Raw genomic sequence first — 20904 nt, 5'->3', positions numbered from 1 at the left:
CATGGATTTATGCGGGTGAGTGACACAGTCTCCGGCATGACCGACGCACAGCGGCTCCGGCCACCGACGGCCGAGGAGATCCGCGCGGCCGCAGCCATCCACCATCTCGACCTCTCGCCCGACGAGGTGTCGATGCTCGCCGACTTCATCGAGGAGACGCTCACGACGTACGAGCGGGTCGATGCCCTCGACGCGCCGATGCCGACGGCGCCGATGGACCGCGAGTCTCGCCGTCCGCCGCCCGACGACGACCCGCTCAACGCCTTCGTCACCGTCTGTGACGTATCGGAGACGGACACGGGACCGCTTGCCGGCTACACGGTCGGCCTGAAGGACAACGTCGCGCTCGCGGACGTCGAGATGACCTGTGGCTCCGACGTGTTCGAGGGGTACGTCCCCTCGTACGATGCCACGGTGGTCACGCGGCTGCTCGACGCCGGCGCGATCGTGACGGGGAAGCTGAACATGGAGGCGATGGCGTTCGGTGGCAGCGGGGGGCTCTCGGACTTCGGCCCGGTGCGGAACCCGCACGACCCAGACTACTTGAGCGGTGGGTCGTCGAGCGGCTGTGCGGCAGCGGTCGTCTCCGGCGCGGTCGACGTGGCCATCGGCACCGACGCCGGTGGGTCGATTCGTCGCCCGGCAGCGTGGTGTGGCTGTGTCGGCCTCAAGCCGACGTTCGGGCTCGTCCCCTACACGGGAATCGTCGGGCAGGCGTACACGGTCGACCACGCGGGGCCGATGGCTCGGACGGTCCGCGACTGCGCACGGGTGCTCGACGTCGTCGCCGGTGAGGACGGCCTCGACCCGCGACAGTGTGCCGTCGAGGTCGACGCCTACGCCGCCGCCGTCGAGACTGCGACCGCAGCGGACGTGACTGTCGCCGCCGTCGACGAGGGATTCGGGCAGAATTCCGAGGGTGTGGCCGTCGACGACGCGATTCGCGAGGCGCTCGCGTCGTTCGAGTCGGCCGGTGCGACCGTCTCCGAGCGGTCGGTGCCGCTGCACGACGACGCCGGCGCCATCTGGACGGCCATCAACCTCGAGGAGATGACAGCGATGGTCCGTGGCGAGGGCGTCGGCCACTTCGTGACCGGCTTCTTCGACGCCGAGTACGCCGCAGCGTTCGGCGAGGCGCGCCGCGAGCGCGCCGATAGGTTCCCGCCGACGCTCAAGCTCGCGCTCGTGACGGGCCAGTATCTCGCCGACACCTACCGCGGGCAGTACTACGCGACGGGGAAGAACCTCCGGCGGCGGCTGGTCGACGCGTACGACGCGGCGCTCGCCGACGCCGACGTGCTCGCGATGCCGACCATCTCCGAACTCCCGTACCGGGTTCGCGAGGGGCTCTCGGACGCCGACCGTATCGACCGGGCTCTGGGGCTCCTGCAGAACCGTGCCCCGTTCAACGCGACTGGACACCCCGTGATTTCGGTGCCCGCGGGCACCGTCGACGGTTTCCCCGTGGGCGTGAGTTTCGTCGGTCGCCGCGGTGACGACGCGACCGTGCTTCGCGTCGCGGCGGCGTTCGAGGAATCCGTCTCGGCGTGAGCTATCGCCCGGCTGCCCGCTCCCGGGCCGACAGGCCGGCGATGCGACCCAGCCCGAACGCGGCCATCAGGCCGTTGCCGGGGAGATACCCCGAGGGGCCGGTGCCGCTCAGCCCCATCGCCGAGCCGCCCGCCGCGTACAATCCGTCGACGGCGGAGCCGTCGGTACGGAGCACCCGGGCGTCGGTGTCGACGACCAGCCCGCCCTGCGTCTGCATCAGCACCGCCTTCGTCTTCGTCCCGTAGAACGGGGGTTCGAGGGTGTGGCGGTACTCGTCTCGTCCCACCTCGTCCGGCTCGTCCGCTGCAATCGCCTCGTTGTACGCGCGGACCGAGCGGGCTGCTCCCTCGGGGTCACAGCCGAGTTCGGCGGCCAGCTCCTCGACGGTGTTCGCTTTCGTGTACGCGCCCAGCGCGACGGCCTCGTCGAAGTCGCCGAACCCCGCGGCGTCGGTCTTCTCGTAGATGCGCTCGTCGAATATCTCGTACGTCGCCGGCTGCTCGACCACGTGGACGGCGAAGTCGGCCGGGCCGAGCCCCTCGTTGCCGAAGCGCTCGCCGTCGCCGTTCACGATGATGCCCCCGTAGAGCACGAGGGCGTACGGGGAGACGGCGCCCACCTCGGCGAGCGTCGCGTGTGCCTGATAAGAGTCCATGCAGCCGAGTTCGCCACCGAGCTCCGCGCCGAACCGGATGCCGTCGCCCGTGTTGCCTTCGGCGCCGTAGTGTGGCGCGTCCTTGATGGCGCCGCACCACTCGTCGAGCATCCGCTTGTTCGCCCCGAAGCCGTCGGTCGCGAGCACGACGGCGTCGCTCCGGATGGCCTCCGCCTCCTCGCCCGCGACGACGCCCACGACCGCCCCGTCGGCCGCGACCAGCTTTCGGACCGGGGTGTTCGTCAGCAACTCGATGTTCGGGACCGACTGCACTCGCTCCAGGAGTTCGGCGACGACGTTCGCGCCGTGCTGCCCCTCGACCGAGTGCATCCGGGCTTCCGACTGGCTCGGATACTTGAAGTCCTCGACGTAGATACAGGGCACGTCCCAGTCGTCCATGAGCCAGTGGATGACTCGCGGCATCTCCTCGGCGAGTCGCCTGACGACGGCCTCGTCGGCCTCGTGGTCACAGCCCTCGAGCACGTCGGTCGCCAGCGCCTCGGGCGAGTCCTCCACGCCGACGGCCGCCTGCAGGCGCGTCCCCGCCGCCGGGATGAGGCCGGTCGACAGCTTCGTGTTCCCGCCCGGCTCGGGCTCCTTCTCCAGCACGGTGATCGTGAGGTCGGTCGCCTGCGAGGCCGCGAGCGCGGCGGTGAGCCCCGACCCGCCACCGCCCGCGACGACGACGTCGGTCTCGACGTCCCACGCCACCTCCGAGACGTCACACACCTCCGACGCCGAACCTGCGACTGTCCGCCGGTGGAACTCGTCCATGTGTCTGTGTCACACGGGGTGGGTAATATTCCTTCGCATCGGTCGCTCTGGCCCATTTCAGGCCGGTGGCACCGCGAGGAACCGGTCGGGGACCGATCGCCCCTCGACGAGCGCGAGGGCGTTGTCGGCCAGCAGTTCGATGATGCGCTCGCGTGACTCCCACGTCGCGCCCGCAGCGTGTGGCGTCGCGACGACGGTCTCGACCTCGAACAGCGGCGACGACGGGGGCAGCGGCTCCGTCTCGAACACGTCGAGGCCCGCACCTGCCAGGTCACCCGCCCGCAGCGCGTCGCCCAGTGCGGCCTCGTCGACGATGCCGCCGCGGGCAGTGTTGACGAGAACCGCATCCGGAGGTAGCAGCGCCAGCTCTCGCTCGCCGATGAGGCCTGCCGTCTCGTCGGTGAGCTCGGCGTTGATCGTCACCACGTCGCTCCGCGAGAGGAGGTCGTCGAGGTCGACGAGCGTCGTTCCCGTGGTCTCGGTGTCGATGGCGTCGACGTAGGGGTCGTACGCCAGGAGCTCGGGCTGGAACCCCGCGAGGAACGCCGCGACCCGTCGCCCGACGTTGCCGAACCCCACGATGCCGACGGTCGCCCCGTAGAGGCCGTGCCCGAGCGTCACGTCGTCGCGCCAGCCACCGTCGCGGAGGACGCGCTCGTGTTCGAGGAGTCGCCGGCGCACCGCGAGCACGAGCGAGACAGTGTGCTCGGCGACGGCCGCCGCGTTCACGCCCGGCGTGTAGGTGACGGGCACGCCGTGGCGCTCGGCCGCGTCGAGGTCGACGGTGTCGAGCCCGGTGCCGAACTTCGCGACGGCGGCGAGGTCCGTCGCCGCGAACACGCGCTCGGTGAGCGGGAGCCGCGACGTACAGAACAGCACGTCGACGTCCGCGAGCTCCGCGACGAGGTCGGCCTCGCTCGCGCTGGCGCCGACCGTCGCGGTCATGCGGTCGCCGAGGCGGTCTTGCAGCAGCGCGGCGGGCGTGATGTCGCGGTCGATGAGGGCTCGTGTCATGGGCTCGCGTCCCGGCGGCCGTCGACGCGGCGCTGGTGTGCTCGCAGTCGGCCGTCGAGGTCGAGTGGAGCATCTGTAGCCGCGAGCAAATACGTTCCGGTGGGCCGGACGCGGGGGCCCCGGGACAACAGCTTTGCTCGCCTGTCGACATCAGGTCGCATGGACCTGACCTGGTACGGCCACGGCACGTGGCACGTCGCCGTCGGTGGCCGGACGTTCCTCGTCGACCCGTACTTCGACCCGGCGTACACCGACAGGGTTCCGGCGGACCTCGACCCCGACTACGTGTTGGTGACGCACGCTCACCGGACCCGGCGTCACGACCTCGATGCCTTCACGGAGGCGACGGTGGTCGCCAACACGGAACTCGTCAACTTCCTTCGGAAGGCGCACGACGTCGGCGCGGTCCACCCGCTGAACCTCGGGGGGACGCTCGACGCCGACGGCGCACACGTGCTGATGGTCTGTGCCGAACACGCCCACGGCCTGCGGACGAGCTCGTATCTCGACCCCGACCTCGAGTACGAGGAGAACGAGATCAACGTCGGCATCGCCGCCGGCTACGTCCTCACCGACACCGAGCCGACGCACACGGCCACGGCGGACGCGACGACGTTCTACTACACGGGTGAGACACAGTTGCTCTCGGAGATGCGGGCGTTCGTCGGGGCGTACCTCCAGCCGGACGTGGTCGCGACGCCCATCGCCGAGGTGCCCGGAATGGAGGGGCGGTCGACGATGGGACCGTGGCAGGCAGCCATCGCCGTCGACTGGCTCGCACCCGAGGTGGTGTTGCCGATGGTGGCGCCGTCGGCGACCGACGCACGAGCGCGGTTCGAGGCTGAACTCGACGCGCTGGACTGTGCGGCCGAGGCGGTGTTCCTCGCGCCGGGCGAGACGTTCAGCGTGTGAGCCGTGGCGTCACTCGGTCGCGCCGACGGCGTCACGGAACCGCCGCTTGATGTGTGCGAAGTCGAACGGTGGCCGCTCGTCGGGGTCGGCGGGCTCGACCTCGCAGACGACGACCGAGGCGTGGTCGGCGTCGACCGCCGCCGCGTACGCCGCCTCGAAGTCGTCGGCGGTCGTGACGTGTGTGGCGTCGAGCCCCACGTCACGGGCGACGGCCGCGATGTCGACGGTTCGCGACGCGGAGGGCTGGCCGCCGGTCGTCCCGTACTGGCCGTTGTCCCAGACGACGACCGTGAGGTTCGGGGGGTTCTGGTCGGCGACGGTCGCCAGCGCCCCGAGCGACATCACCATCGAGCCGTCGCCGTCGAGGACGGTCACGGGGTCGTCGAGCGCGAGCGCCAGCCCGAGCCCGACAGGGGTCGTCACGCCCATGCTCCCCCACAGGTAGAAGTTCCGGGGGCGGTCCTCCACGCCGGCGAGGACGTAGGAGGCGACCCCGAGGTTCGAGACGATGGCGGCATCGGGGGTGACGGACAGCAGGCGGGCGGTACACTCGTACTGGTCGGCAGGGCTGTCAGTACTCATCTTTGGCTCCGATAAGGGTGGATTCCAGCATCACGACGTACGGCTCCTCGGTCGAGAACGCCGACTTGGCCGCCATATCGACGTCGCGGGCGACGGTGTCGGTCTCCGCGAGGCTGTGGTTGCGGATGCCCATGGTGTCGAGCAAGGTGGGCATGTTGTAGCCGAACGGCACCTGCGCGAGGTTGAACTCCCCGAGGTCGCCCCGGCGGGAGACGAGCCCCAGGAACGGGATGCGCGCGGGTTTGCTGAGCGACCCGATGGCGTTCAGCGTGTTCGCGAGCCCGCTCGACTGCACCAGCAGCGCGCCGCGCTGGCCGCCGAGCCAGCCACCGGAGAGCACGCCGATGGCCTCCTCCTCGCGGGCGACGTTCACCGCGGTGAACCAGTCGTCCGCCTCCACCGTCTCGATGATGCCCCCGAGCGCCGTGTCGGGGAGATACACCACGAGCGAGATGGAATTCTCTTTCAGTACCGAGAGCACGTCCGCTTCCCATGCCATACTCCGACGACCCCGAGCGACGACTTAGGTGTTTCTGCTGTGTGGCTCAGATGACGTCAGCAGCCCGAAGCTCGTCGATCTCGTGCTCGGAGAGCCCGAGCACCCGCGACAGTACTTCGGCGGAGTTCTCGCCGACGCGGGGGGAGTCGCGCACGGGGACGTCCTCGCTCCCGGCGAACTTGATGGGCATGCCGGGGACGGGGATCTCGGGACGGCCACCGCCCTTGTTCTGGATCGGGTTCAGCATCCCCCGAGCCTCGAGTTGCGGGTCGACGAGCAGTTCTTCGAGCGTCTTGACCGGGGCACAGGGGATGTTCGCGTCGCGGAGCTGTTCGACGGCCTCCTCCTTGGTCTGGCCGTCGCACCACGCCTCGACCATCGCGTCGATCTCGTCGGTGTACTTCGTCCGGCTGGCGAGCGTCGTCAACCGCTCGTCGTCGAGCAGCTCGGGCCGGTCCATCAGTCCGACGAGCCGCTCCCAGGCGCTGTCGGTCATGCAGGCGATGGTGACGTAGCCGTCGTCGACCTCGTAGGCGCTGTACGGGGCGATAGCGAGCCCCGAGTGCCGGTTGCCGGTTCGCGGCGGCGCGCCCTCCTCGCGGATGTACGAGGCGATCGGCGAGGTGAGCGTCGGGTAGACGCAGTCGAACATCCCGACCTCGACGTAGTCGCCCTCGCCAGTCCGCTCGCGCCGGTAGAGCGCGGCCATGATGCCCGCCACCAGATGAATCCCGCCCAAGAAGTCACAGACTGCGGGCCCGGCCTTCACCGGGGGACACTCCGGGTAGCCCGTCGTGTGCATCACGCCGCCCATCGCCTGGATGGTGAGGTCCATCGCCGGGTAGTGTTTGTACGCACCCGTGTTGCCGAACCCCGAGCCGTAGCCGTAGATGAGTCGTGGATTCACCTCGGAGAGCACGTCGTAGCCGACGCCGAGCTCGTCCATCTTCCCCGGCGAGAAGTTCTCGACGAGCACGTCCGTCTCGGCGACGAGGTCCTTCAGCAGTTCCGTCCCCGCCTCGGTCTTGAGGTTCACCACGAGCCCGTCTTTGTTCGAGTTGAGGAACTGGACTTCGGGCGTCTCACCGTCGGCGCTCCGGGCACGCACCGCCTCACCGCCCGGCGGCTCCACCTTGACGACGTCCGCGCCGAGGTACGAGAGGATGAGGCCGCAGTACGGTCCCTGATACACGTGTCCGAGGTCTAGCACACGCACGTCTTCCAGTGGACGCTGCATACCGGGTAGACCCGGTGGGTCGTCAAATAGGTGCCGGTGGGAGGGGTCGTTCCCCCGGCGTAGCGGTCGCTACACGGGCGTGAACACGGGGACGGCGAACTCCCCGTCCTCGCTCTGCTCGAACCGGACCTCGACCGCGATGCCGACGGCCACGTCGTCGGGGTCGCAGTCCACGAGGTTCGTCATCAGGCGTGGTCCCTCGTCGAGTTCGACGTAGGCGCTCACGAGCGGCAGGTCGTCGTCGGGCCAGCCCGCCACCTGGTGGGCGACCGTGTACGAGTAGACGGTTCCGCGCCCGGATGCCTCGACCCACTCGACGTGGTCGCCGAGGCAGTCGGGACAGTGGGCCCGTGGATAGACGTAGACCAGGTCGCAGTCCGTACACCGCTGGATGCGCAGGTCGCCGTTGAGGCCGCCGGTCCAGTACGGCTCGCTCTCGGGCGTCACGACGGGTGCGGGGCGCGGCTCCCACGTCATCGGTCCGCACCTCCGAGCACGAGCGTCACGGAGCCGTGTCGCGTCGCGATGCTGCCGCCGGTGCCGTGGGCGATGCCCACGTCGGCGTCGACCTGCACCTCTGGGTTCGCCTCTCCCCGGAGTTGCCGGACGCACTCGATGATCTTCGTCATCCCGCCACGGTTCGGGTGGTTCGAGCAGAGCCCGCCACCGTCGGTGTTGAAGGGGAGGTCGCCGTCGGGTGCCTGGAGCGTTCCGCCCTCGACGAACGCGCCGCCCTCGCCCTTCGCACAGAAGCCGAGGTCCTCCAGCGTCTCGACGACGGTGATGGTAAAGGAGTCGTAGATGGAGACGTAGTCGACGTCGTCGGGCCCGAGCCCGGCCTTGGCGAACGCCCGGCGACCGGAGTCGACCGCGCCCGTGCGGGTGAGGTCGATGCGCCCGGCGTCGTGGTGCTGTATCGCTTCGCCGTGGCCGAGTACCTCGACGCACTCGCGGTCGAGCTCCTCGCGGACCGCGTCGCTCACGACGACGAGCGCGCCCCCGCCGTCGGTGATGACACAGCAGTCCATGAGGTGCAGCGGGTCGGCGACCACTCGCGAGCCGACGACGTCCTCGACGGTGACCGGGTCCTGAAACCGGGCGTGCTCGTTGTACTGGGCGTGGTGGGCCGCGGCGACCCGGACCTCGGCGAGCTGTTCGCTCGTCGTGCCGAACTCGGCCATGTGCCGGCGCGCGGCCATCGCGTAGTGGGCGAGCGTCGTCGCACCGTAGAGCCGCTCGTAGCTGTCCTGGACTGCGGTCAGCGCACGGACGCCGGTCCCGGTCGCCTGCTGGGCCGACCGGGGGCGCCCGGCGAGCGTGATGAGCGCCACGTCACATTTCCCGTCGCGGATGGCGCTGACGGCGTGGCCGACGTGGCTCATGTACGCCGACCCGCCGAAGTCCGTCGAGTCCGCGAACGCCACGTCGAGCCCGAGATAGTCGGCCATGATGAGCGGCGTGAGCGACGGCAGCCCCTCCTCGTGTTCGGGGACGCCCGCCGTGAGGTAGCCGTCGACGTCGTGTTTCGAGAGCCCGGCGTCGTCGAGGGCGCCCCGGGCGACCTCCGCGTGGAGCTGTTCGGTCGACTTGTCCGGAGCGTTGCGGGTCGGATGCTCGTAGGCGCCGGCGATGTACACCGGCTCTGCGGTAGCCATGCGCGAGGTGGCCCGCGACAGGACGTAAAGCTTTGCTCGCCGCGGTCCCGCCTCGTGTGGCGTACGCGGCCGCGCATCGGCCCGCTCCATAGACTTATCATCTCCTCCTCCATATCGCTGTAGCAATGGAGGTCGCAACGGACACCGTCGAGCTATCGGCCCAGCAACGGCTGGTGCGCGAGAGCATCCGGGACATCTGTGACGGCTACGACGACGAGTACTGGCGACAGAAAGACCTCGACGAGGAGTACCCCCAGGAGTTCGTGGACGACCTCGGCGACCACGGCTGGTTCGGGATTCTCATCCCCGAAGCGTACGGCGGCGCGGGCATGGGCACGCCCGAATCGGTCGTGATGATGGAGGAGATCGCGGCGAGCGGCGGCGGCTTCGCCGGCGCACAGGCGATACACGGCGGCATCTACAACTCCGTTCCCATCGTGCGCTACGGGAGCGAGGAACTGAAAGACGACCTCCTGCCGCGGGTCGCCGCCGGAGACGCGGCTATCCAGTCGCTCGGGCTGACCGAACCCAACGCGGGCTCCGACTCGACCTCCATCGAGACGCGCGCAGAGCGGGACGGTGACGACTACGTCATCGACGGCCAGAAGATCTGGACCTCGCGGGTCGACGCGACCGACTACGTCGTCGTGGTCGCCCGGACGACCCCGAAAGCCGAGGTGGAGAAAGCCACCCGCGGCATCTCGATGTTCCTCGTCGACCTCGAGGCGGCGGTCGACGCCGGCTCGCTGGAGATGCGCACCATCCCGAAGACCGCGAGCAACGCGGTCCACGCGTTCGAACTCTGGTTCGAGGGACTGCGCGTGCCGGCGTCGAATCTCATCGGCGAGGAGGGCCGCGGGTTCTACCAGCTGCTCGACGGCCTCAACGAGGAGCGCATCGTCATCGCAGCGGAGTGTCTCGGGCTGGGCGAACTGGCCATCGACCGCGGCGTCCGCTACGCCCGCGACCGGGAGGTGTTCGGCCGACCCATCGGGCAGAATCAGGCCATCCAGCACCCCCTCGCGGAAGCGTACGCCCGCGTGCAGGCCGCGAAGGCGATGACGTACCAGGCGGCGACCGCCGTTGAGGGCGGCGACAGCCGCGAGGTGGGCGCTCGCGCGAACATGTCGAAGTTCCTCGCGGCCGACGCCGCGTTCCAGGCGGCGGACGCCGCCGTCCAGACACACGGCGGGTTCGGCGTCGCCCGCGAGTACGACGTGGAGCGCTACTTCCGGGAAGCCCGGCTCACGCGGCTCGTGCCCATCACCCAGGAGCTGGTGTTGAACTACGTCGGCGAGACGGTGCTCGACCTCCCGAAATCCTACTGACACGGATATTGATGTACCCACCATGAGTGACGAACGTATGGACGACGACGGACGACGTGTGGTCGCCGGCTGGCACGGTCGCTATTTCGAGGACTTCAGCGTCGGCGACGTGTACAAACACCCGTTCGGCCGGACCGTCACGGAGGCAGACAACGTCTGGCTCACGAACCTCACGATGAACCTCAACCCGATGCACTTCAACGAGGTGTACGCCGCCGAGACGGAGTTCGGCGAACGGCTCGTCAACGGGCTCGTCGTGCTGACGCTCGCCGTCGGGATGAGCGTCATCGACGTGTCGATGAACGCGACGGCGAACCTCGGGTACGACGACGTGCGCCACGAGGGACCGGTGTTCCACGGCGACACCATCTTCGCCGAGAGCGAGGTCCTCTCCAAGCGCGAGAGCAGTTCCCGCGAGCACGTCGGCATCGTGACGACCGAACTCCGGGCGTACAACCAGGACGGCGACCGGGTGCTATCGCTCACCCGGACGCCGATGGTCCTCAAACGCGAGGCCGCGGAACCGACGCCCGAACGGCCGCCGGGGTGGCCCGAGGGGGTCGGCACCCAGCGAGGTGAGTGAGCCGCCGTGTCCCGCGTGACCGACCGGCCCCTCGACCGACTCAACGGCGAGGTACCCGTGGTGTCGGCGTCCGAGGCGGCGACCCTCGTGCCGGACACGGCGACCGTGGCCGTCAGCGGCTTCGGGCGTGTCGGCTACCCGAAGGCGGTGCCGCTGGCGCTCGCCGAGAGCGGCCGGGACCTCTCGCTCACGGTGTTGAGCGGCGGGAGCGTCGGGGAGGAGATCGACACCGAACTGCTCGGCGCCGACGCCATCGCCCGGCGGTTTCCCTACCAGGCGACGCCCGAGGCGCGTGCGGCGGCCAACAGCGACGCCATCGCCTACCAGGACCGGCAGATAGAGGCGTTCGGCGACGAGGTGCAGCAGGGCCAGTACGGGGCGGTCGACGTCGCCGTCGTCGAGGCGGTGGCCATCGGCGAGGACTGGCTCGTCCCGTCGACCTCGCTCGGCCACACCCCGGCGTGTATCGCCGCCGCCGAGCGGCTCGTCGTCGAGGTCAACGAGGTGCAGCCGGTCGCGCTCCGGGCGCTCCACGACGTCTACGTCACCGGCTCGGCCCCCACACGCCAGCCCGTGCCGCTCACCGCGCCGGGTGACCGCATCGGCGGTCCCCGCATCGAGTTCGACCCGGCGAAACTGGCCGCCGTGGTGGTGACCGAGCAGCCCGACTCCCCGTACTCCTTCCGCGAACCGACGGCGGAGGACGAGGCTATCGCGGCGAACCTGGCGACGTTCCTGTCGGCGGAACTCGAGCAGAACGAGGTGTTCGCGGAGGCCGTCCGCCTCCAGTTCGGGGTCGGGAGCCTGGGGAACGCACTGATGGGGGAGATCGGCCGAATCGAGTTCGGCGACCGCGACGTCGCCTACTACGGCGAAGTCGTGCAGGACGGCCTGCTCGACCTCGTGGACGACGGCTCGCTCTCGGCGGTGAGCGCCACGTCGCTCGCCCTCTCCGAGCAGGGCCAACAGCGGCTGTTCGAAGACATCGAACGGTACGCCGAGCGGATCGTTCTCCGGCCGGCTGACGTCACGAACGGTGCCGAACTCGTCCGGCGGCTGGGGGTCGTCGCGGTCAACAGCGCGCTCGAAGTCGACCTCTACGGGCACGTGAACTCCACGCACATCGACGGTACACACGTCGTGAACGGCATCGGTGGCAGTGCCGACTTCTTCCGGAACGGCACGCTCGCCATCGTCGCGCTGGCGTCGACCGCGCGGGACGGCACGCTCAACCGCATCGTCCCGCGTGTCGGGCACGTCGACCACACCGAACACGACATCGACGTGGTCATCACCGAACAGGGGGTCGCCGACCTCCGGGGCAGCGTGCCGCGCGAACGCGCCGCGTCGCTCGTCGAGCAGTGTGCCCACCCGTCGTTCCGGCCGACGCTCGACGCCTACCTCGACCGGGCGAACGCGGCCGGGGGCCACGAGCCGCACGGTGCCGACGGCTGACGCCGCTGTGTGGCGCTGGAACGGCTGTTGCCACATGCGGAACGTCCTGTGTCTTGGAACGCTTGTTCTACCCAGCGGAACCTTATAGTAGCAGTATCGCCAACCCGTGGCAACCGATGACGAACAAACACCCGAACCCCCGGACCGTCAAAACGGCCGACACGGCGTTCAGCATCCTCGAGAAGGTGCTGGAGGCGGATGGTGCCACCATCACCCAGTTGGCCGCCGAGCTGGGGATGGCGAAGAGCACGGTCCACCGGCACCTGCAGACGCTCTACGAGCGGGAATACGTGGTCCGAGAGGGCGACACCTACCACGTCAGCCTCCGGTTCCTCGAGTTCGGTGAACACGCGCGGACCCGAAACAAGGGGTACCGGCTGGTCAAGGAGAAGGTGGAACAGCTCGCAGAGGAGACCGAAGAACGGGTCCAGTTCATCGTCGAGGAACACGGCTACGGGGTGTACGTCTACCGGGCGACCGGCAGCCGCGGCGTCCAGACGGACCCCGGCATCGGGAAACGCATCCCGCTGCACGCCATCGCCGCCGGCAAGGCCATCCTCGCGTACCTCCCGACGGAACAGGTCGAGACGATCCTCGAAAAGCGAGGCCTCCCCGGTATCACGGCCAACACGACCACGGACCGGGAGGCGCTGTTCCGGAACCTCGAGACCATCCGCCGGGACGGGTTCAGCGTCAACAACCAGGAGAACGTCGAGGGACTGCGTGCCATCGGCGTGCCGATCAAAGACAAGGACGGCAGCGTCCTCGGCGCGTTGAGCATCTCCGGGCCGACCCACCGGATGAAAGGCGAGTGGTTCGAAGACGAGCTCCCCAACCTGCTGCTCGGGACCGCGAACGAACTGGAGCTGAACATCGCGTACGCCTGAGCGAGCCGCTGGACCGCGTCGCCTCGACTGCGTGTCTGTGTGCTACTCTCTTGCGTTTGTGAAGCGTTCACACGTTCTGTTCCGCATCGTCGAACCCTCCGTCCTGGTGATGGCCGGGGCAGCACTGCGCGTACCGCAGTTGTGCCCGACGTGGTTTCGTCGGCACTCGGGAGTCAATTTCGGACGAAATTCGGGCCATGGGGGCTTCTCACGGTCGCCTATGTCATATTGCCGAACTGTCCCGATAGTGACCGACTCACTGACGCCCCCTCTCTCGTGTCGGCCCACTGGGTGTCGTAGGGTATCACATGTGGTAACGCGTCTCGAACTTTCGTTCTGCATCGCGGAACGCAGTAAGCATTACTGACGTACGTATGTAATGGATTTCCGGCGCATGATGGCAGGGTGCCGGTAGCTCGACGGGAAGTTTATACGGGTCGCTCGTTGAGCGTCGTGTATGACAGACACGCCCGACAGTACGGACGCGGGGGGGAGACGGAGCAAGGTCGGCCGGCTGATCGACACCTACGAGCTCGACCGGTGGAACGAGCGGCTCGCGCGTCGGTGGACGGAGGAGCGGACGAGCCTCCGCGACCTGGCCGACCAGTTCAACCGCGGCGTCCTGCTCGCGGCGATGTCCGAGGCGGGGCTCACACCGTCGGACAGCGACGTCGAGAACACGTACGAACTGCTCACCGACGACGGGGTGAGCCGCGGTGACCGCGTGCGTGCCGAAACTCGACTCCGGCAAGCGGGCATCGACGTGGAGGAACTCCGCGGTGACTTCGTCTCCCACCAGGCGATTCACACGCACCTGACGAAACACCTCGGCGTCTCGCTGCCGGAGTCGGACGACGGGGACCGCATCGAGAAGACCGCCGGAGTCATCCAGCGACTCAAGAGCCGCCTGCAGGCCGTCGCCGAGAGCAACCTCCAGAGTCTCGTCGACACGGACCGGCTCTCTCTCGGGTCGTTCAGCGTGCTCGTCGACGTCCGCGTGTACTGTTCGGACTGCGGCACCCAGTACGAACTGACCGAACTGCTCGACCAGGGGGGCTGTGACTGCTGACTCCGGTCCAACTGGCTCCACGACCTCATGACCGAGGTTCCACAGATAGTGTTTGATTTTCTATCTTACTCGAAACATATAAGGAATCTTTTATAATGTCTAATCCGGTGCTTGTCTACCGGCAATTCACATTATCTGGTGATAAAATAGCTATATTTTGTATATATTCTGGGTATATGGGTGCTATCTGATTAATTATTTGGAAATTATACTATTATATCTACTTCTGTTCTGGATTGACGGGGATTCGTTCTAATCTGGCTTTCTACCGCGATAGCGCGTGAATGTGTCGGAATTTATTGTCTCGGTATAGGGAACACTTTACTATAGGATATCTTTAATAATATATCTTACTATGATTGTGAAATGGTAGTATCCCCTCAGCACATAGACTCGGTGCCGTTCGGCTCTGGTTCGTGGACCCTCACGCTCCCGGGTGCCGACACGATCGCCGACCGCTACTTCTGAGCCGGCGGGTGGTCGGGGACTCCCCCGCCCTGTAACTCGAATCCTCAGGGTACAGGCGCGCCCTCTGGGTGTTCGACTGAAGAAACCACACGACTCTATTTATACAACCTATCCCTACTGAGTATCATAATGTCCACTGGTGGGGCTGCTCGACTCTCGACGGGGGTCGAGGGGTTGGATTCGATACTGAACGGGGGGCTCGTGGCCGGGCAGACGTACATGGTCCGCGGCGACTCCGGGACGGGCAAGACGATTCTGGGCGAACAGTTCCTCTCGGCCGGGCTCGATGCCGGGGAGTCGGTGCTGTTCGTCGCGTTCGAGGAACGCCCCGAGACGATTCGTCGCCGCGCGGCGACCCTGGGGATCGACCTCTCGGCCGCGACGTTCCTCGACCTGACGGCCGACCCAGACTTGTTCGTCGCCGAGGAACTGTACACGGTGTTCGGTGCCCCCGACGTCGAGGGGGAGCCGGTCGCCGAGGAGATCGTCGCCGCCGTCGAGCGCGTCGACCCCGACCGGGTGTTCCTCGACCCCATCACGCGACTCCGCCAGCTCTCGCCGGACGACCACCAGTTCCACCGGCTCGTCGCCTCGATGATGAGCTACCTGGCCGACCGGGAAACGACGGCGATGTTCACCACTCAGGCGACCATCCGCGAGCCGGACGACGACCTCCAGTATCTCGGTGACGGAACCATCGAACTCCGCAACACCGACCGTGGGCGGTCGCTCCGGGTGACGAAGTTCCGTGGCTCCGACTACGCCGTCGGGACGCACGCACTCACCATCGTCGACGGCGGGATGCGGGTGTTCCCCAAGCTCGTTCCGGACGCCCACCGGCAGCCGTTCGTCGCCGAACAGTTCTCGGCCGGCAACGAGGGGCTCGACGCGATCCTCGGCGGCGGCATCGACCGTGGGACCATCACCCTCATCAGTGGCCCGAGCGGCGTCGGGAAGTCCACCACCACGGCGCTGGTGCTCGCGGCGATCGCAGCGCGCGGTGAGCGCGCGAGCGCGTACCTCTTCGAGGAGCCGGTCGAGTCCTACTGCCACCGCGCCGAGAGCATCGGCGTGCAGCTTCAGGAACCGTACGAGGAGGGCCAGCTCCGCCTCCACGCCATCGAGCCCCTCCGGCTGTCGACCGACGAGTTCTCGACGCTCGTCCGCAGTGACGTCGAGGCCCACGACATCCAGGTGGTCGTCATCGACGGCACCGCGGGCTACCGGCTCTCGCTGCACAACGAGGACGAGGACCTCGTCGGTGAACTCCACGCGCTGTGTCGGCATCTCCGGAACGTGGGCGTCACCGTCCTGCTCACCGAGGAGCTCCACACCGTCTTCGGCGAGTTCCGCGCCAGCGACTCGCGGGTCAGCTACCTCGCCGACACCATCGTGTTCCTCCGCTATCTCGAGCGCGCGGGGCGGATGCAGAAGGCCATCGGTGTGCTGAAGCGCCGACTCGGCGGGTTCGACGCCACCATCCGTGAGCTCACCATCGACCCGGACGGCTACCACGTCGGTGACCCAATCGAGGACGCCACCGCCACCTAGATGCCCTTCCAACGAGCGGTCCCGACAGACACCCCGCGACTCCTCCTGTTGCTCGATAACGTCCGCGACTGGGAGATGCTGGTCGACCGGTTCGACGCGACCTACGACGTGACGGTGTCCACTCCGGGCGACGACTGGGCGGCGTTCGACTGCTGTCTCGTCGACGAGCGGACGCTCCCACGGGTCGCCGACGAGCTCGCGGCGCTGAAGTCGGCCGCAGAGCCGGTGTTCCTGCCGGTGTTGTTGCTCGCCCGAAGCGAGCGGTCCGCGGCCGCGCTCCTGTCACGGTCGGGACCCGACATCGCCGACGAGACGGTCACGGTGCCCACTCCCCCCGACCTCCTCGCGACGCGGCTTCGGTCGCTGTTGCGGACCCGGACACTCTCACTGCGCCTCGACGACGAACGCGAACAGTACCAGGCGCTCATCGAGAGTGCGACGGACGCCATCGTCGTGTTCGACGACGCGCGCGTCATCCAGTACGCCAACCCGGCGGCCGAGTCGATGTTCGGATACCCCGCCGCTGCGCTCATCGGTCGGTCGGTGGAGACGGTGCTGCCGGACGCCTGCGTCGACGATGTGGCCGCCGCCAGCTCCGACACCCCCGGAGCGACCCCACTCCAGGGTCGGCACGCCGACGGCCACGAGTTCCCCGTCGAGGCGACGGTCGCCGTGGTCGAACACGACGACGACCTCCAGTACACGGCCACGATTCGTGACGTCACCCACCGCAAAGAGCGCGAACAGGCGCTCGAACGCAGCCGTGACCTGCTCGAGAAGACCCAGCAGCTCGCGGGCGTCGGCGGCTGGGAGATCGACCCCTCGACCGGGGCCGTCACGGGTTCCGACGAGACCTACCGCATCCACGGTATCCCGGCCGGGACCGATCTCACGTTCGAGGATGTCATGGCCGTGTACCACCCCGAGGACGTCCCGCTGGCTCGCGAGGCATTCGAGCAGGTGGTGACCGAGGGTACGCCGTTCGACGTGACCCTCCGACTCCAGCCGGACGACGGCGACCGCTGGGTCCGCGTCAAGGGTGAGGCCGTTCACGAAGACGGGACGCGAGTGATTCGGGGCGCCGTCCAAGACATCACCGACCGCGTCGAGCGAGAACGGGAGCTCCGCGAGCACCGCGAACGGCTCGAACTCGCGCTGGATGCCTCCGACGCCGGGGTCTGGGAGATGGACGTCGAGACGGACGAGATCGTCTGGCACGAGACCTGCGAGCGGCTGTTCGGGCTCGAACCGGGCGAGTTCGACGGTACCGTCGAGATGTCCGACTCCTTCGTCCACCCCGACGACCTGCCGACACTCTACGAACAGATGGAGGCGGCGATCGACCGCCTCGGGCAGTTCTCCCTGGAGTTCCGAATCGAGCGAGCCGACGGCGAACAGCGGTGGCTCGCCAGCTCCGGTCGCGTCATCGCGGACGACCAGTGCCGGCCCGTCCAGCTCATCGGCGTCAACGTCGACATCACGGACCGTATCGAACACAAACTCGACCTCGAGGCGAGCGAACGCCGGTTCCGCGCTGTGTTCGAGGAAGCCAACGCCGCGATGGTCATCGCGAACGACGACGGCGAGTACGTCGAGGTCAACTCCGCGGCCACCGAGCTGTTCGGGCTCCCCGAAGACGAGCTGGTGGGTCGAACCATCGCGGAGTTCGCGCCACCGGGCTACGACTTCGGCGAGGAGTGGTCGCGGTTCCGGCAGGGCGAGAGCGTCACCGGCGAGTTCCCACTCGTCCGACCCGACGGCACCCAGCTGTCGACGCGTTTCTCGGCGACCCCGAACATCCTCCCCGGCCGACACCTCTCGGTGCTCCGAGACGTGACCGAACTGAAGGCCCGTGAGGAGGTACTCGAGCGCCACCAAGCCATCGTGCAGGCGGCCCCCGACCCCATCTACGCGCTCGACGCCGACGGGACGTTCATCATGGCGAACAGCGCGCTCGCGGCCGCGACCGGCCGCGCCGTCGACGACCTCGTCGGGACGAACGTCGAGGACCTGTTCGGCCCGGACCAGTTCGCCGCCAGCCAGACACACGTCGAGGCGCTGGCCGCCGGTGCGGACCCCGGGCCGCTCTTAGTCACCCTCGACACCCCGGACGGCACGCGACACTACGAGGTCAACGTCGTGCTGTACGGGGACCACGGGACCGACCACCCAGGGTCGGTCGGCGTTGCCCGCGACGTCACCGACCTCCACCAGCGCGAACAGCGGCTCTCGGTGCTCGACCGCGTCCTCCGACACAACATCCGCAACAAGCTGAACGTCGTCGTCGGTCGCGCGGAGAACCTCGGGCGAGACGACAGTGCGACCGCGAATGCCATCATCGACGCGGCGGAGGCCCTCCTCGAGATGAGCGAGACCGCCCGCCACTTCGAGTCGACAATGCGTCCAGACACGACGTGGACCGAGACGACGCTCGCGACACACCTTCCGAGAATCGTCGAGGAGGCCACGGTGACGTACCCCGAGGCGACCGTCAACCTCGCGTTCGAGCCTGGCGACGACCCGTGGTGTGTCAAGACCCACGAGACGCTCGACCTCGCACTCGAGGAGGTCCTCGACAACGCCATCGTTCACTGTGACCGGGCGCCGGAGGTGCGCGTCACGGTCGCCTCCGCGCCCGAGGGGCCCGTCGAACTCCGAATCGCGGACAACGGCCCGGGACTCGACCCGGTCGAACGTGATGCACTCGACCACGGGCTGGAGACCCCGCTCGAACACATGTCCGGGCTCGGACTCTGGTTCGTCCGCTGGGCCGTCGAGGCGTCCGGTGGGACGTTCGCCATCGAGACGAACGAGCCACGCGGCACCGTGGTCGTGCTTCGCTTGCCGCGCACCGCCGCCTGAGAAATTTTGCAAATCTCTCCCGAGTAAATCGTATCTCCGTTGGGTTGGATTTATACTGCCCCCTGACTGAGGGTGAGACCAATGGTGCTCACGCCCACGTCGTCACAGCTCCCGTACGTCGTCGCCTTCGGGCTCTCGGCGCTGGGCAGCGGGGGTGTCGCGGCGTGGGTGGTCCAGCGGAGCGACGCCCGGGGCTCGCGGGCGCTGGCAGCCGTCCTCGCCACCGTCTCGCTGTGGGGGATGAACTCGATGCTCCGGGTCGTGGTCACCGACCCACTGCTCACGCAACTGCTGCTCACGACGGAGCTCACGCTGGGTGTCGCCACCGCCGTCCTCTTCTTCGTGTTCGGGGCCCGCTACACCGACCGCGCGATACTCGACTGGCCCCCAGTCAGATACATGCTGGTCGGGCTGGTCGTGGGCACGTTCGCGCTCGGCGCGACCAACTGGGCCCACGGCGTCGTCTGGTTGGCCGTCCGGCCCGAGACGGTCGCGGGCGTGACGACGCTGGTCGTCGTGAAGGGCCCTGGTCACTACCTGCTGACGGTGCTCGGGTATCTCGCCGGGCTCACGGGCATCTACTTCCTCGTCGTGACGCTGTGGCGGACCCCACCCGCGCGCCCCGCGCTGCTCTCACTCGTCGGGGGCGTCCTCATGATGTTCGGGGCGAACCTCCTGCCGTATCTCTCGACCGACCTGCTCGTGCAGCATCCGACGACGCTCGCCCCACTTGGCGCGACGTTCGCGGCGGTCGGCACCGTCGTCGCGATCCGGTACGACCTGTTCGGGGTGGTCATCGTCGCCCGCTCGACGGTCGTCGAGACGCTCTCGGACCCGATGCTCGTCGTCGACGCCGAACACCGGGTACTCGACGCCAACGCCGCCTTCCGCGAGACGTTCGCCGACCCCACTCGTGGGACAGCGTTCGCGACAGCGTGTCCGGCGCTCGCCGAGGGCATCGACTTCTGTGTCACCGACCCCCAGACCGTCCACGTCGACGGCGTCGACGCCCCGATCGGCCACTACTCGGTGACGGTGTCGCCGCTCGAAAGCGGCACCCGCCGGCTCGGCGCGTCGCTCGTGGTCCGTGACGTCTCGGAGCTGACCCGCACCGCCCGACAGCTCGAACGGCAGAACCAGCAGCTCGACGAGATCGCGTACTCGGCGGCACACAACCTCCGGAACCCCCTCGGCGTCATCGGCGGCTACACCGAGCTGTTGCGGACGCACCTCGACGACAGCGAGGGGACGTTCGACGCCACGCTCGTCGCCAACAGCCTCGGGAAGGTGTCCTCGAACGCCGAGCGGATGGAGGCCATCGTCACGGACCTGCTCCGGGTGACCCACGCGACGAAATCGGCGGACGGAACCGAGGCGGTCGCGTTCGGTGACCTCCTCCGCCGCGTGTTCGTGAGCCTCGACGACGACCGGCTCGACCTCACGGTCGCCCGCGACGGGACAGTCGAGGCGAACTACGAGCGGCTCCGCACGCTCGTGGAGACCCTCCTCCGGTCTGTGAGCGACCGAACCGACGGCCAGGCCACCGTCACGGCCGAGCTCACCGACGACGGGTTCGCCGTCACGGACACCGCCATGGGCATCGACCCGCAGGACGCCGAGGTGTTCCTCTCGTACGGCTACACCACGAAGTATCCGGGGACGGGGCTCGGACTGGCCGTCGCCCGCGTACTCGCGACCGGGAGCGAGTGGACCATCGACATCGACACCGACTACACCGACGGACTGCGGGTGGTCGTCTCCGGGGCGACCACCACGGTCGACGCCGACGCGCCAGCCGCGTCGGTGGGAGCCGACGACTGAG

General features: G+C 68.2%; 17 protein-coding genes. 10 read left to right on the top strand and 7 right to left on the bottom strand.

Annotation, left to right across the window (positions count from 1 at the left end; all coding sequences use genetic code 11):
• Nucleotides 1-36: 36 nt before the first annotated feature.
• Nucleotides 37-1551 carry an amidase gene (locus NL126_RS02960; RefSeq protein ID WP_255197422.1) on the top strand — a complete coding sequence of 505 codons (1515 nt, stop codon included), beginning with the start codon at nucleotides 37-39 and terminating at the stop codon, nucleotides 1549-1551.
• A 1-nt stretch (nucleotide 1552) separates the two neighbouring features.
• Here NL126_RS02960 and NL126_RS02955 read toward each other — a convergent pair whose 3' ends face one another.
• Both NL126_RS02955 and NL126_RS02950 read right to left on the bottom strand, forming a co-directional pair.
• Nucleotides 1553-2980, bottom strand: coding sequence for an FAD-dependent oxidoreductase (locus tag NL126_RS02955; RefSeq protein WP_255197421.1), 1428 nt, complete (start codon nucleotides 2978-2980; stop codon nucleotides 1553-1555).
• Between the two features lie 57 nt (nucleotides 2981-3037).
• The gene (locus tag NL126_RS02950) at nucleotides 3038-3994 is read right to left on the bottom strand and encodes an NAD(P)-dependent oxidoreductase (protein WP_255197420.1); all 957 of its coding nucleotides are present in this window, start codon (nucleotides 3992-3994) and stop codon (nucleotides 3038-3040) included.
• Nucleotides 3995-4153: 159 nt separating this feature from the next.
• Between NL126_RS02950 and NL126_RS02945 the strand changes: the two genes are divergently transcribed.
• Entirely contained in the window at nucleotides 4154-4906 is a 753-nt protein-coding gene (locus NL126_RS02945; RefSeq protein ID WP_255197419.1) for an MBL fold metallo-hydrolase, read from the top strand.
• Between the two features lie 9 nt (nucleotides 4907-4915).
• On the opposite strand, the gene NL126_RS02940 is transcribed toward NL126_RS02945, so the two are convergent.
• The 5 genes from NL126_RS02940 to NL126_RS02920 form a co-directional block, all read right to left on the bottom strand.
• Nucleotides 4916-5488, bottom strand: coding sequence for a thiamine pyrophosphate-dependent enzyme (locus tag NL126_RS02940; protein WP_255197418.1), 573 nt, complete (start codon nucleotides 5486-5488; stop codon nucleotides 4916-4918).
• On the bottom strand, nucleotides 5478-5987 hold the full coding sequence (locus NL126_RS02935) for a hypothetical protein (RefSeq protein ID WP_255197417.1): 510 nt from the start codon (nucleotides 5985-5987) through the stop codon (nucleotides 5478-5480). The genes NL126_RS02940 and NL126_RS02935 overlap by 11 nt, the downstream gene beginning before the upstream one ends.
• Nucleotides 5988-6033: 46 nt before the next feature.
• The gene (locus NL126_RS02930; RefSeq protein WP_255197416.1) at nucleotides 6034-7224 is read right to left on the bottom strand and encodes a CaiB/BaiF CoA transferase family protein; all 1191 of its coding nucleotides are present in this window, start codon (nucleotides 7222-7224) and stop codon (nucleotides 6034-6036) included.
• 69 nt (nucleotides 7225-7293) lie between these two features.
• Nucleotides 7294-7701 (bottom strand): Zn-ribbon domain-containing OB-fold protein, encoded by a 408-nt coding sequence (locus NL126_RS02925; RefSeq protein WP_255197415.1) that lies wholly within the window; start codon nucleotides 7699-7701, stop codon nucleotides 7294-7296.
• The gene (locus NL126_RS02920; protein WP_255197414.1) at nucleotides 7698-8879 is read right to left on the bottom strand and encodes a thiolase domain-containing protein; all 1182 of its coding nucleotides are present in this window, start codon (nucleotides 8877-8879) and stop codon (nucleotides 7698-7700) included. Before NL126_RS02920 ends, NL126_RS02925 begins: the two co-directional genes overlap by 4 nt.
• Before the next feature lie 125 nt (nucleotides 8880-9004).
• On the opposite strand from NL126_RS02920, the gene NL126_RS02915 reads away from it, so the two are divergent.
• The 8 genes from NL126_RS02915 to NL126_RS02880 all read left to right on the top strand — a co-directional run bounded on the left by NL126_RS02915 (nucleotide 9005) and on the right by NL126_RS02880 (nucleotide 20903).
• Complete coding sequence (locus tag NL126_RS02915; RefSeq protein WP_255197413.1) at nucleotides 9005-10207, top strand: acyl-CoA dehydrogenase family protein; 1203 nt, start codon at nucleotides 9005-9007, stop codon at nucleotides 10205-10207.
• Nucleotides 10208-10244: 37 nt separating this feature from the next.
• A complete protein-coding gene (locus NL126_RS02910) occupies nucleotides 10245-10790 on the top strand; it encodes a MaoC family dehydratase (protein ID WP_255197412.1) in 546 nt (181 codons plus the stop codon).
• 6 nt (nucleotides 10791-10796) lie between these two features.
• A complete protein-coding gene (gene scpC, locus NL126_RS02905; RefSeq protein WP_255197411.1) occupies nucleotides 10797-12245 on the top strand; it encodes a succinyl-CoA:acetate CoA-transferase ScpC in 1449 nt (482 codons plus the stop codon).
• A gap of 116 nt (nucleotides 12246-12361) precedes the next feature.
• A complete protein-coding gene (locus tag NL126_RS02900) occupies nucleotides 12362-13132 on the top strand; it encodes an IclR family transcriptional regulator (RefSeq protein WP_255197410.1) in 771 nt (256 codons plus the stop codon).
• A gap of 457 nt (nucleotides 13133-13589) precedes the next feature.
• Entirely contained in the window at nucleotides 13590-14201 is a 612-nt protein-coding gene (gene rdfA, locus NL126_RS02895) for a rod-determining factor RdfA (protein ID WP_255197409.1), read from the top strand.
• A gap of 597 nt (nucleotides 14202-14798) precedes the next feature.
• On the top strand, nucleotides 14799-16220 hold the full coding sequence (locus tag NL126_RS02890; RefSeq protein WP_255197408.1) for an ATPase domain-containing protein: 1422 nt from the start codon (nucleotides 14799-14801) through the stop codon (nucleotides 16218-16220).
• Nucleotides 16221-19082 (top strand): PAS domain S-box protein, encoded by a 2862-nt coding sequence (locus NL126_RS02885; protein WP_255197407.1) that lies wholly within the window; start codon nucleotides 16221-16223, stop codon nucleotides 19080-19082. It abuts the gene before it with no gap.
• Between the two features lie 81 nt (nucleotides 19083-19163).
• Nucleotides 19164-20903 (top strand): histidine kinase N-terminal 7TM domain-containing protein, encoded by a 1740-nt coding sequence (locus NL126_RS02880; protein WP_255197406.1) that lies wholly within the window; start codon nucleotides 19164-19166, stop codon nucleotides 20901-20903.
• The last annotated feature ends 1 nt before the right edge of the window (nucleotide 20904 follow it).

The organism is Halorarius litoreus, from assembly GCF_024362405.1.
Taxonomy (GTDB): domain Archaea; phylum Halobacteriota; class Halobacteria; order Halobacteriales; family Haloarculaceae; genus Halorarius; species Halorarius litoreus.
The sequence above is the reverse complement of the archived record's forward strand: the minus strand, read 5'-3'. Positions and strand labels throughout refer to the sequence as shown.